Raw genomic sequence first — 13,499 nt, 5'->3', positions numbered from 1 at the left:
CACAAATACTTGGCGTGGCCGTGGCTATGCCCATTTTTGCGCAAGGCTGTGCTCCCACATTTAGCACAGGTAAGGGTAGTCTGTAGCATCACACAAGATAGCAAAACCACGATTTAGACCACCGCCAGATATTTCTGGGGTTGAGAAGCTCACTTGTTTTCCCTAGAATAACGATTACCATCCCACCACGGCCGTATCCCGGCAGTTACCCGTTACGGCCGTGGTGGGCCTGCTCTGGCTGCTGCTGTGGGTGGGCGACGCGCTGGCCCGGCTCTGGCAGCCCGGCCCGAAAAGCTGGCTGCACATGCAGGGGGCTCATATTCTGAGCGAGCAGCCTAACCAGCCGCGTCAGCCCTGGCCCCTGCGCCCCATCATTGCCCGCCGGCTGAACGTGGCGGCCCTGTCGGCCCCCTACGCGGCCCACGAGGACACCACGCCCCGCTCGGTAGCCACCGATGCCTACGGCTTCCGCAAAACCTCCGCCGGACCTTTCGCCGTGACGCTGTGCGGCGACTCCTTCTTCATCAACGACCTGATTGCCGATAGCTTGGCCCGGCACCTGGGCCAGCCCGTGGGCAACGCCTCCATTGATGGGCGCGGCACCCTGGCTATGGCGCGGCTGCTGGATGCTCCGGCCCCGGCCTTTCGGAACAGCCGGGTGGTGGTCTGGCTTCGCATAGAGGCGGGCATCAACACCAAGGAGTTTGTTGAATGGATGGCGCAGCGCCGGAGCGAACTGCACCCGCCGGCCAATCCGCTCAAGCGGGCATACGGGGCCTGGCGCGGCTCGGCCCTATGGCCCGCCAACCTGGATGGCTACCTCACCGAAACGGCTCCCGTGAAAGCGCCCCTGCAACGACTGGCCAGTGAAATCAGCTGGCACCTCGGCGGCTCCCGCGACACTACCGTGCTACTGGGTCGGCAGCAGTTGCCGGCTCACGTTGCCCCCATGCAGTTTCTGAACGATGAGCAGGGGCTGGCACGCACCCCCATGCCCGAGGCCGACCTCGTAGCCATTGCCGACGGCATTGCGCGGGTTGATAAGGAGCTGCGGCAGAAAGGTACGCAGCTGGTTTTCGCGGCGGCTCCCGACAAAAGCACCATCTATCGGGAGCGGCTGCCCCGCACGGTAGCCTACCGCCCGGGCTTCACCGCCCGGCTGTATGCCGCCCTCCGGCAGCGGGGCGTCAGGACCGTAGACCTGGAAACCAGAATCCGGCAGCAGGCCCTAGCAGAGCCCACCAAAGCCCTGTACTACACCACCGACACCCACTGGAACCCGCACGGCCAGGCCCTGGCCGCCCGCATTCTGGCCGATAGCCTGCACACCCTGACGCAGTAGCGCAGGTAGACAGCAGAATGGAAAGAACGTCATGCAGAGCGGAGCGAAGCATCTCGCGTGCTGACGTTGCCAGGGTAGCTGTCCTGCAGAACGTAGCCGGAGGCATGTGGTGCATCAGGCGGCGAAAGGAATAGCACGGGCTGCCGTTGTCAGGATAATCAGCTAGTAGCCCGTAGGATATTGCGTCCCTGGCATGATGTACCACATGCCCGGAATGGCTGACCTGCATTCTGTGCAACTGCCCGGCAGAACGGTATAACGCACAACGACCGTCCGGTTTTGAACCGGACGGTCGTTGTGCGTTATACCGTTCTGCCGGGCTATTTTTTACCCTTGATAATCTCGTCTACCACGGCCGGGTCGAGCAGCGTGGTGGTGTCGCCGAGGGAACTGGTTTCGCCTTCGGCCACTTTGCGCAGAATGCGGCGCATGATTTTGCCGGAGCGGGTTTTGGGCAGGCCAGTTACCAGCTGAATTTTGTCGGGCTTGGCAATCTTCCCGATTTCGGCCACCACCGTTTCGATGATACTGGCTTCTACGTGGGCTTTGTCCGACTCCTTCTCGCAGGCTCCTTCCCGGCAGATGACGTAGGCGTAAATGCCCTGGCCCTTCACATCATGCGGGTAGCCCACCACGGCCGATTCTACCACGTTGGGGTTCTGGTTGATGGCGTTTTCGATTTCGGCCGTGCCAAAACGGTGGCCGCTTACGTTAATCACATCATCTACCCGACCGATGATGCGGTAAAGGCCGGTTGAGTCGCGGCGGGCGCCGTCGCCGGTAAAGTAGTAGCCTTTGTAGGGTGCAAAATATGTCTGCACGGCGCGCTCATGGTCGCCGTAGGTAGTCCGGATAATGCCGGGCCAGCTTTGCTTGATGGCCAGGTAGCCTTCCTGGTCGTTGCCTTCAATTTCCTGGCCTTCCTGATTGAGCAGCACGGGCTGTACACCGGGCAGCGGCAAACCGGCCCGGGCCGGCACCGAGGGCGTAATACCTGCCAGCGCTGAAATCATGATGCCGCCGGTTTCCGTCTGCCACCAGGTATCCACAATGGGGCAGCGCTCCTTGCCCACATGGGTGTGGTACCAGTGCCAGGCTTCCTCATTGATGGGCTCCCCCACCGAGCCCAGCACCCGCAACGAATCCAGGGAGTAGCTGAGCACGTTGTCGAGGGGTGCGGCCATGAGGCTGCGGATAGCAGTGGGCGCGGTGTAGAAAATGCTGACTGAGTGCTTGTCGATGACTTCCCAGAAGCGGCCGGCATCGGGGTAGGTGGGCACACCTTCGAACATAAGCGAGGTGCTGCCGGCCAGCAAGGGGCCGTAGAGCAGATACGAGTGCCCCGTTACCCAGCCGATGTCGGCGGTGCACCAGTAAATGTCATTTTCTTCCACCTGAAACACGTTACGGAACGTGTAGTCGGCCCACACCATGTAGCCGGCGGTGCTGTGCACTACCCCTTTGGGCTTGCCGGTACTGCCCGAGGTGTAGAGGATGAACAACGGGTCCTCGGCATCCATTTCCTCGGCGGGGCAGGTTTTGGCTACGCCCTCCGCTTCTTCGTGGTACCACACGTCCCGGTCGGCTTCCATTTGCACGGGCCAGCCCAGGTGCTCCACCACAATCACGCGGCGCACGGAAGGGCAGGTTTCCAGGGCTTCATCCACCACGCGCTTCACCGGAATCTGCTTGGGGCCCCGGTTGAGGCCGTCGGAGGTCAGCACTACGCTGGCCTGGGCATCATTTACCCGGTCGGCAATGGCGGTGGCCGAGAAGCCAGCGAAGATAACTGAATGCACCGCCCCAATGCGGGCGCAGGCCAGCACGGCCACGGCCAGCTCCGGAATCATGGGCATGTAAATGCACACCCGGTCGCCCTTTTCCACGCCGTTGTTGTGGAGCACGTTGGCAAACTGGCACACCTGCTGGTGCAGCTCCCGGTAGGTGAGGCGCAGGTGGCGGGTTTTGGTATCGTTAGGCTCCCAGATCAGGGCCAGCTTATTGCCGCGGGTGGCCAGGTGGCGGTCCAGGCAGTTCTCGGTGATGTTGAGGCGGGCCCCGGCAAACCACTCGTTGCGGCCGGCGGGCATATCGGAGGTCAGCACTTTATCCCATTTGCGCCGCCAGGTGAAGGGCTCGGCCACCGAGGCCCAGAACTCTTCGGGGTGATGGATGCTGAGGTGATACGCCTCGTGGTAGCCTTCGATGCTACGAATGCGGGCGTGCTTGGCGGGAGTCTCGGGCATTGGTATAAGGGTAAGAGTGAAGTGGTGAAATTTTAGAGTTGGAATTTTCCCTCCCTCTGACGAAGGAAGGAAAACAATGTGCTAGCTGACGTTCTGTGCAAACGCCCGCCCGATGCCGCGTTGGGCCAGCACCGCGCGAATCTCGTCCAGGATAGCCGGATCATCAATGGTGGAAGGTATAGTAAACTCCTCACCGTCGGCCACTTGCCGCAGGGTTTTGCGCAGGATTTTACCGGAGCGGGTTTTGGGCAGCCGCGCCACCACGGCCGCCTGCCGGAAGCAGGCCACGGCCCCTACCCGCTCCCGGATCAGGCTTACCAGTTCCTGCTGTAGCTGCTGTTCGGGTATGGTCTGGCCATCTTTGAGCACCACCAAACCTACGGGCACCTGCCCGCGCAGCTCGCAGGCAATGCCCAGCACGGCGCACTCGGCCACGGCCGGGTGGGCGGCCAGCAGCTCCTCCAGCTCGCCGGTGCTGAGGCGGTGGCCAGCCACGTTTATCACGTCATCAACCCGCCCCATAATGTAGAGGTAGCCCTCCGCATCCTGGTAGCCCCCGTCGCCAGAGAGGTAGTAGCCAGGAAAGGCGTCGAGGTAGGCGCTGCGGAAACGGGCATCATCCTGCCAGAGCGTGGGCAGGCAGCCGGGCGGCAGCGGCAGGCGCACCGCCACCAGCCCGGTGGTACCGGCCGGCACGGGCTGGCCGGCCTCATCCAGAATCTGGACGTTATAGCCCGGCACGGGGTGGCCCGCCGAGCCGGCGCGGGGCGCGGGCATATCGGGCAGGCCCACCAGCGTGGCCAGCATCGGCCAGCCCGATTCCGTCTGCCACCAGTGGTCCACCACGGGCACGCCCAGGGTAGCGCCGGCCCAGGCATAGGTGGCGGGGTCGCACCGCTCGCCGGCCACAAACAAGTGGCGCAGACTGCCCAACTCATACTGCTGGGCCAGCTGGCCGCTGGGGTCTTCTTTTTTGATGGCCCGGATGGCAGTAGGCGCCGTGAACAGCACCCCCACCTGGTGGTCCTGGATGACCCGCCAGAACGTACCGGCATCGGGCGTGCGCACGGGCTTGCCCTCGAACAGCACTGAGGTGCAGCCGTGCAGCAGCGGGCCGTACACGCTGTAGCTGTGCCCCACGGCCCAGCCAATATCGGAGGCGGCCCAGAACGTGTCGCCGGGCTGCACCCCGTAGATGGCACTCATGCTGTACTTGAGGGCCACGGCGTGGCCGCCGTTGTCGCGCACCACGCCTTTGGGCTTGCCGGTGGTACCGCTGGTGTACAGGATGTAGAGCGGGTCGGTGGCATCCAGGGGCACGGCATCTACGGGGGCGGCCTGCAGCAGGTGCTGGAAGTCCACGTCGCGCTCCGGCTGCAGCTCGGCCCGGCAGAAGTCGCGTTGCAGCACCACTACGTGCTCGGGGCGGTGCCGGGCCAGCTGCAGGGCGGTATCGACCAGTGGTTTGTAGGGAATCACCTTGTCGAACTCCAGGCCGGCGGAGGCGCACACCAGCACGCAGGGCTCGGCGTCGTTAATGCGCACGGCCAGCTCGTGGGGCGCAAAGCCACCAAACACCACCGAGTGAACCGCCCCCAGCCGGGCGCAGGCCAGCATGGTTATCACGGCCTCGGGCAGGTTGGGCATGTAGAGGATCACCCGGTCGCCGGGCCGTACGCCCAGCTGGCGCAGGCCCCCGGCAAAGCGGCTGGTCAGGTGCAGCAGCTCCTGGTAGGTGTAGCGGCGCACCTGCCCGGTTACCGGCGAATCGTATACCAGGGCCACCTGCCCGGCGCGGCCGTGCTGCACGTGGTAATCGAGGCAAAGCCAGCTGGTATTGAGCTTGCCGCCCCGGAACCAGCGGTAAAAGCCGGTATCAGCATCCCGGCTGAGCACGGGCCGGGGTGGTTCCTGAAACCACTGGAGCCGGCCAGCCTCTCCGGCCCAAAAGGCTTCGGCATCGTGGAGGCTGGCCGCGTGCTGGGCGGCATAGGTGGGCGTATTCATGCGGGTGGGTGGGATAAGGGCGGCGTAGATCGGGCGGGAATCAGGCGGTGGCGGCCAGCAGCTCCTTCACCTTTTCCATGAGCTGGCGGGTGCTGAAGGGCTTGGGCAGGTAGAGGTCGGCTCCGGCCTCGTAGCCTTTCTGTACGTCGGCTTCCTTGCTTTTGGCCGAGAGCATGATAACGCGGGTGCCGGCCCGGTCGGGGCGCTGGCGCAGGTGGCGGCACACCTGGTAGCCATCCACGTCGGGCATCATGATGTCGAGCAGCACTACCTCGAAAGCCGTGGCATCAATGGCGGCCAGGGCTTCGGTACCGTTGCGGGCAATGCTGACCTGGTAGCCATTCTTGCGCATCAGAAATTCCAGCGACATAACGATGTTGGGCTCGTCATCGACAATGAGAATGTGGGGAGCAGGCATGAGAGTCGTTTGTTTTCGGGGGACTGAGCGGGTAGAATGGAAGAATCGAAAGCAGCAGGTGGAGCGGATGATGCGGATGGACCACATGAACGTCATGCTTGATCTGGCGTCCGCTTGTCGAAGCATCTCTACCGCTGACTGATCAATTACCATTGCAACGAAGCAATAGGAATGCTTCGAGTGCGGCTGCGCCTGCTCTTAGCATGACGTTCATTCTGTCCTGATACGCTCATACAACCGGCAGTTCAAATGAAAATCGGGCGCCCTGGCCGAGTTGGCTTTCCACCCAGATGCGGCCGGCGTGCAGCTCCACAATTTTCTTGGTGATGGCCAGGCCCAGGCCTGAGCCCTCGGGCTTGCGCATGGTTTGGTGGCGGGCCTGGAAAAACTTGTCGAAGATGAGGTGGTGAAACTCCGGAGAAATGCCCTTACCATTATCCTGCACGGCCACGCGCACGGCTCCATCCTGTACCTGCACGCCTACCGCAATGCGCCCCGTGCCATCGGCCCGGCACGATTTGACGGCGTTGGAGAGCAGGTTCACCAGCACCTGCATCAGCCGGTCCCGGTCGCCGGGCAGGTGGGGCAGGCCGGGCGGCACGGCCAGGTCCAGATGAATGTGCTTGTCGCGCAGCAGCTGGCCCACGGCCTCCAGGGCGTCGGTTACCACGTCGGCCACATCCACCGGGGCCAGCTCCAGCGTGGCCTTGCCCGACTCATACTTCTCCAGGTCCAGCACCAGCGTAATCAGCCGGCTTAGTCGCTCCGATTCCTTGGTAATGGTGAGCAGGAAGCGTTGCCGCTCCTCTTCCTCAATTTCGGGGTTATCGGTCAGGATTTCGGCCAGGGCCCGGATGCTGGTAAGCGGGGTACGCAGCTCGTGGGTGACAGTGTACAGAAACTCGTCCTTGTGCTGGTCGAGCTCCTGGAGCTGGTCATAGGCCTGCTGCAGCTGCTGGGTGAGGCGCTGGAGCTGGCGCTGCTGCTTCTGGAGCTGGCGGTTAGCTTCCAGCAGCTGCTGACTTTCGCGCAGAATACCCACTACACTATCAAAGCTGATATCCTCCACCCCTACCGAGGAGCGCAGCAGCAGCCGGGCCGAAGCAGGCCCAATAGAGCCGGCCAGCAGCTTCTCGGCGTAGGCCAGCAGGCGCGGGTCGGCCTGAGGAGGCGTAACCGAATCGGTGGCGTGGGCTTCAGGAAAACGTTCCTGAAAGGCCCGCAGCGCCTGGTTAGTGCGTTTTTTTCCGAGGAAGCCCGTAAGCAAGGCCCGCACATCGGGCAGGGCGGCGGCGCTGTGCCAGCCGGTAGGTCCTTCGAAGCCGGTGCCGTGCCGGAATACATGTACGAATAGCTCGGCCTGCCGCTGCTCCAGCACTGATGGCTGCCGCCCCAGCGACACGGCCAGGTACAGCCCCAGGTTAAAAAACCAGCTCCAAAACAGGCCGTGCGTCAGGTAATCGAGCCCTTCCAGTCCGAACAAGGCAAACGGCCGCAACCAGCTTAACCCGAACAGGCCCTGGCGCAGCACAGCATCAGGCAACAGTTCGGGTCCCACCATGGTAGGCAGCACCAACGTGAAAAACCACACCACAAAGCCAGCCGAAATACCAGCCGTGGCCCCCTGCCGGGTGCCGCCTTTCCAGTACAGCCCCCCCAGCACCACCGGCACAAACTGCGCCACCGCCGCAAACGACACTAGCCCAATGTTCACCAGCGGCAGCAGGTGGCCCACCGCCACGTAGTACCCGAAAGCCAGCAGCAGTACCAGCACCACGGCCATGCGGCGGCTGTTGAGGGCGGCCTGCCCCAGGCGGGCAAACCAGCGTGGCCCTTCGGTGCGGGCCCCGGGCAGCCGCACCAGCAGGGGCATAAGCAGGTGGTTGCTCATCATCACGCTCAGGGCAATGGTTTCCACGATAATCATGCTGCTGGCCGCCGACAGCCCGCCCAGGTAGATAAGCAGGGCCAGCCAGGGGTGGCCGGCCTGCAGGGGCAGCGCCAACACAAACGTATCGGCATCGAAGCGGCCGATGGGGTCGAGCAGCCGGCCCCCAAAGGCCAAGGGTAGTACAAACAGGTTGATGATGATCAGGTAGAGCGGAAACAGCCACATGGCTTTGCGCAGGTGGTCTTCATTCACGTTTTCGACCACCGATACCTGAAACTGCCGGGGCAGCAGCAGTATGGCCGCCATACTCAGCACCAGCAGCGTGAACCACTGCCCCGGCGTGGTACCGGCCCCCTCCAGCGTGAACAGGCGGCGCAGCTCAGGCAACGCGGCGGCCCGCTCAAACACGTCGGCAAAGCCGTTGAACAGGCCGTAGGTGACGAACAGGCCGGCCGCCAGAAACGCCACCAGCTTCACCAGACTTTCCAGGGCCACGGCCAGCACCATACCCTCGTGCCGCTCAGTGGCCTCAATGGAGCGCACCCCGAAGATGATGGTAAAAAACGCCAGCGCCACGGTAGTATAAAAGGCCGAGCCCGCCGCCGCCGAGGCATCCTGCACCGGCAGGTTCAGGGTGGCCACGTCGCGGGTCAGAATATCGAAGGAAGCAGCAATAGCCTTGATCTGCAGGGAGATATAGGGCACCACGCCCAGCACGCACACCACCGTCACCAAGGCCCCCAGCCCGGCACTTTTGCCGTAGCGGGCCGATATGAAATCGGCAATGGAAGTAAGGCGCTGGCTGCGGCAGATGCGGATGATTTTGCGCAGCACCAGCCAGGCCACCGGAGCCATAAGTGTGGGTCCCAGATAGATACCCACGAACTCCAGCCCGAAATGCGCAGCCCGCCCCACCGAGCCGTAATAGGTCCAGGCGGTGCAGTACACTGCCATGCTCAGCGCGTACACGTAAGGGTTGCTCACCAGGCTGCGCCGCGCCGCCGACCGACGCTCCGCCGCATACGCCACCCCAAACAGCAGGACGAGGTACCCGAAAGAAAAGCCGATGACGAGCAGGGAGGACATCTTTTGAGAGATGAGTTATGATTGATGAAAGATGAGTTGTGAAGTGGAAATCAGTAGCTGGGCAGCGGCGGGGTTATTAGTGGTTTCACATCAGGCTGCTTAGGGCAGTGTGGCTGGCCGTACTGCCTGATTCATAGTTCAAATTCACAACTCATCTCTCATCATTCATAACTCAACTCTCATCATTCATCACTCAAAACTTACCTCTCCTTCCGAACCAGCCAGCCCGTAATGAGCACCAGCAGTACCCAGGCCGCCAGCACGTAGAGGTAGAGCACCGGAATGCCAGCCACATGGCCGGCGTGATTGAACACGGACAGGAAGGGAAAATTGAGCAGCACGGCAAACAGCACGGCCACGAACAGCAGCCGCTGGCCGCGCTGGTGCTCGGTTTTTTCGGTTCCGGGGGCAGCCATACACACGTCGAATTAAGAAGCGGGAAATGTAGCCAATTGCGCGGACCAGCGCTGTTACGTTCTCTTTTATAGGTTTCCTTTTTTCCTGTCCACCCCCTCTCTTTTTCGGAAAGAGGTTGGTGGGTGAGGCCAAACGCCCGAACATAATGGTGCTGCCCAGGTGGATGGGTCAGCACACAAAGTCCGCCGGACCAATGGCCCGGCGGACTTTGTGTGCTATGCCGGCGAATGGGGCCGGCAAAGCATTTAGCAGGAATACCCGGCCCCGGTTAGGCCGCGGAGGTGTCGTCCATGAGTTTCACATTGCGCACGTCCTTCATCAGGGCCTGGCCAATAAACCAGCACAGCAACGCAATACCCACCGGATAGACCAGCCCAGCCAGCGTGCTGTGCTCCTTGATAAAGGGTGAATCGGAAGCGGCAGCACGCAGGGTCAGGGCCGTAGCAATCAGCGGCACAAAGCCCCCGAATACACCGTTGCCAATGTGGTAAGGCAAGGATAAAGAAGTGTAGCGCACTTTTGTGGGAAACAACTCCACAAGGTAGGCAGCAATGGGGCCGTAGGCCATCGTCACGAATAGCACGAGGCAGAACACCAGGGCCGTCATGGCAATGAGGTTAGGCTCCAGGGCCTTCATTACGGCGGGAACCGCCTTGCCAGTGGCATCTACGGTGGCGGCCGTTACTTCCGTGATGGGGCCGGCAAATTGCTTGAGGCCGTGGAAGATGGGGAAGGTAAACAGAGCCCCACAGAGCAGCCCCATCATAATAATTCTCTTGCGGCCGATCCGGTCGGAAAGCGAGCCAAAATACACGAAGAACGGGGTGGCCAGAATCAGGGCAGTGCATAGCACCACGGAGGCATCCACGATATCCAGCTTCAGCGTATTCTGCATGAAGGAGTAAGCGTAAAATTGGCCGGTGTACCACACCACCCCCTGGCCCATGGTAGCGCCAAACAGCGAAATCAGTACCAGGCGGCGGTTTACGGGATTCACGAACGACTCGCGCAGGGGGTTGGTGCTGGTTTTGCCCTCTGACTTGGCCTTGGCAAACAGCGGCGACTCGTGCAGCTTGCGCCGGATGTAATAGGAGGCAATAACCAGCAGGCCCGAGAGCAGAAAGGGAATGCGCCAGCCCCACTCCTTGAAGGCCGCCTCACCCATGGTTTTGCGGGTAGCAACAATTACCAGCACGCTCAGCAGCAGGCCGGCCGTAGCCGTAATCTGAATGAAGGAGGTATAATAGCCGCGCTTGTTGTCGGGGGAATGCTCGGCCACGTAGGTGGTGGCACCGCCGTACTCGCCACCCAGCGCCAGCCCCTGCAGCAGGCGCAGCAGCGTTACAATAATGGGTGCCGCCAGCCCGATTTTATCGTAGCTCGGAATCAGCCCGGTGATGAAGGTGGCTCCGCCCATGATCAGCAGGGTGAGCAGGAAAGTATACTTGCGCCCAATCATGTCGCCGATACGGCCGAAGAACAGCGCCCCAAATGGCCGCACCACAAACCCGGCCCCAAACACGGCCAGCGTCCCGAGAATGGTATCCTCAATCTTGCCCGTGGAGCCGAACAGTACCGGCCCAATGATGGCCGCCAACGACCCGAAGATGTAGAAGTCGTACCACTCAATGACGGTGCCCACCGATGAAGCGGTAATCACCTGCCAGATTTTGCCGGTTGAAACGGCGTTGTTGTCGTGGGCCACGGCATCGTCGGCGGTGGGAGTTCCACCCAGGGGCGCGGCCCCGGCGTAGGCGTCGCGCTGTGGTAAGTTCTGGTGCATGATGGGTGAGAAGTAAAGTGGGAAGATGAAATATCGGTTGCCAGTTGCGAGTTGTCGGTTGCCGAATAGCAAGTCATTCCGAGCGCAGCGCAGCGAAGCCGAGGAATGACGTTCTACCCGAAAACCTGCAACTGAAGCGTTACAGGGCTACCTGCGTCTGCAGGGTTATTTCGGGGCGGTAATTCACATTGTTCACGTCCGTGAAATCAGGACGGGCGCGGTAGTTGAGCGTGAACTTGGCGTTGTGACCATCAACGTAGAAGTTGGCGCCGGCATCAAAGATGTTCACGTTCTTCTGCTCGCCGCTGCTGGTGCGCAGGCCTTCGTAGCCGGCCAGCAGGTGGGAGGCGTAGGGCTGCACCCGCAGCTTGGGCCCCAGCAGGCTTTTCGGCAACAGGTACCCGGCCTGCACGTAGCCCACGTTGCCCGTGCCGGAGTGGGGTACGGCGTTGCCACGGCGGGCATCGGTACCCCAGCCGGGGTTGGCGGCCCCGATAAAGCGCACGTGGTTGGGGCCCATGTTGTAGTTATAGTACACGGCGTAAGCTGTGAAAGCCGTGCCGGTTTCCTTGTTAATGGGCGTATCAAAAAACACATCGGCCGAGAACAGGGCAATATCGTGCTTGTTGGTGCCTACCGTGTTCAGCGAGTTGGTGCCGGCGGCCGTGGCGGCATCAATGGCAGCAGCATTCAGCACACTCGTGGTCGGGCGGGAGTACATGCCGTCCTTATTATAGAAGAAACCGGCCCCGATGTTGAATACCCGTTTGGAACCCAGGTAGGTACCCACGTTAAAGGGCAGCAGGTTGGCCTCCTGATCCAGAAACTCGTAGCTGGCATAGCCCTGGTACACATGGTTGGTGCCCTGCGGATTATACTGCGCCGTGTTGGTGCCCGTATTCACCCGGGCCGTGCCGGTGCCGGTGGTAGTGCCCAGGCCCAGCGGCGTGCTGAAGGCGCCGGTCTGGTTGGTCAGGAACGACTCGTTTACCGACAGCACGTAGTCCAGCTTGCCCACGCGGCCCTTGCCGTATACCCCTATACCCCGCACAAACTGGTCAATGGCCTCAATGGTGGGCCAGTTGGTCAGGGGCGCATCCAGGGTGAGGTAATTGATGGTGCTGGAGCGCGTCATGCGCGAGAGGCCGTTCTGGTAGTGCATCCCGGCGCCCAGGTTCAGGTACTTGTTCACCTTGTATTCCACCACGGCCTCATGCACGAACAACTGGGGCTTTTTGCCGTCCACCGTCGGGGCCGTACCGCCGCTTACGGCCGTCTGATTATTGATACCGATGTGGGTGTACACCAGAAACCGCGGGTTCAGCTGCGACAGCACTATGAAGCGGGAACGACGCAACGAAAAGTCAATCTGGTCGGACTGGGGCTTGCCCGGGGCGCGCAGCGTGCCGGTGTTGTTTTCGGTGTAGCGCGTCCAGATCTGGTGCCAGGTAATAAAGCGGATGTATTTGGAACCGTCGGGTGAGATGTTCACCTTCATACCCGGGCCGTAGGGGGCCGATTCGGTGGGCGGCGGTGCAGGCGCGGCTACCACTGGCACGGGCGCAGCTGGCGGCGGAGCCGGAGTCTCAGCGGGTGGCGGTGGGGTAACCTGGGCAGAGGCACCGGCAGCAGCCAGTAGCGCGCTTAGGGTGAGGGCGTAACGGGCTTTTTGCATGAGCAGGGTGGATTTTTGGGGAGTGGAATAGGTCAGCGAGAGTCCACCGGCCGCCCCGGGGCGGCAGAGTGGTTGCCCAAGTAGAAAAATCCCCATCGTCCGGCCATACCCCGGCTATAGTTACGCTAAGCAACTATAGATTACCTGCTATTTCATCCTTGCTTAAACCTCTCCCACCTGATCATCATGTACTTATCGCCTAGCTCCGTCACAATTAAGCCTGCTTCCTTCAGGTTTTCCGGCTTCTGAAAGAACTCCGCCAGCTCCTTCTGATTCAGGATTTTGTAGGTTGGGTGGTAGTCAGTCTGGCGCGGGGCTTTTACGCCGTATTTCTTCACCCAGTTCATCACTGATACGTGACTTACGCCTAGCAGCCGCTCAATCTCACGGTAGCTCACGCCTTCTACATACAGCTGCAATGCCTTGATGACGTAATATGGGCTGGTTTCTTTGCCCGTTTTAGCTACCGAATAGTGGTAGCCGCAGTTCTTGCACTTGAAACGCTGCCGCCCTCCCACCACGCCGCTTTTAGTGGCTTCCATTGATTCGCACTTAGGACAACGCAGCTGAGACATACCGGAGTGAGTGAGGACTTACAAACAAACTATAGCTAATTAGTAAAGATATAGTAATT

Annotated in this window: 9 protein-coding genes; 1 reads left to right on the top strand and 8 read right to left on the bottom strand. The window is 61.4% G+C overall.

The window, feature by feature from the left end; genetic code table 11:
• The first annotated feature begins 220 nt into the window (after positions 1 to 220).
• Entirely contained in the window at positions 221 to 1,342 is a 1,122-nt protein-coding gene (locus EI290_RS11400) for an alginate O-acetyltransferase AlgX-related protein (protein ID WP_125430015.1), read from the top strand.
• 320 nt (positions 1,343 to 1,662) lie between these two features.
• On the opposite strand, the gene acs is transcribed toward EI290_RS11400, so the two are convergent.
• From acs to EI290_RS11360, 8 genes are all read right to left on the bottom strand, one after another.
• Complete coding sequence (acs, locus tag EI290_RS11395) at positions 1,663 to 3,588, bottom strand: acetate--CoA ligase (RefSeq protein WP_125430012.1); 1,926 nt, start codon at positions 3,586 to 3,588, stop codon at positions 1,663 to 1,665.
• Between the two features lie 81 nt (positions 3,589 to 3,669).
• Entirely contained in the window at positions 3,670 to 5,595 is a 1,926-nt protein-coding gene (locus tag EI290_RS11390; RefSeq protein ID WP_125430009.1) for a propionyl-CoA synthetase, read from the bottom strand.
• A 40-nt stretch (positions 5,596 to 5,635) separates the two neighbouring features.
• Positions 5,636 to 6,013, bottom strand: a complete 378-nt coding sequence (locus EI290_RS11385; protein WP_125430006.1) for a response regulator transcription factor — start codon at positions 6,011 to 6,013, stop codon at positions 5,636 to 5,638.
• A gap of 229 nt (positions 6,014 to 6,242) precedes the next feature.
• Positions 6,243 to 8,990, bottom strand: coding sequence for a sensor histidine kinase (locus tag EI290_RS11380; protein WP_125430003.1), 2,748 nt, complete (start codon positions 8,988 to 8,990; stop codon positions 6,243 to 6,245).
• A 200-nt stretch (positions 8,991 to 9,190) separates the two neighbouring features.
• Positions 9,191 to 9,406: a hypothetical protein gene (locus EI290_RS11375; protein ID WP_125429999.1), complete on the bottom strand. Its 216-nt coding sequence runs from the start codon at positions 9,404 to 9,406 to the stop codon at positions 9,191 to 9,193.
• A gap of 269 nt (positions 9,407 to 9,675) precedes the next feature.
• The gene (locus EI290_RS11370) at positions 9,676 to 11,190 is read right to left on the bottom strand and encodes an MFS transporter (RefSeq protein WP_125429996.1); all 1,515 of its coding nucleotides are present in this window, start codon (positions 11,188 to 11,190) and stop codon (positions 9,676 to 9,678) included.
• Positions 11,191 to 11,329: 139 nt separating this feature from the next.
• A complete protein-coding gene (locus EI290_RS11365; protein WP_125429993.1) occupies positions 11,330 to 12,865 on the bottom strand; it encodes a hypothetical protein in 1,536 nt (511 codons plus the stop codon).
• 152 nt (positions 12,866 to 13,017) lie between these two features.
• Positions 13,018 to 13,440, bottom strand: a complete 423-nt coding sequence (locus tag EI290_RS11360; RefSeq protein ID WP_125429990.1) for an IS1/IS1595 family N-terminal zinc-binding domain-containing protein — start codon at positions 13,438 to 13,440, stop codon at positions 13,018 to 13,020.
• Between the last annotated feature and the right edge of the window lie 59 nt (positions 13,441 to 13,499).

The organism is Hymenobacter metallilatus (assembly GCF_003944705.1).
GTDB classification, from domain to species: Bacteria; Bacteroidota; Bacteroidia; order Cytophagales; family Hymenobacteraceae; genus Hymenobacter; species Hymenobacter metallilatus.
This window is presented reverse-complemented; position numbering and strand designations above follow the sequence as displayed.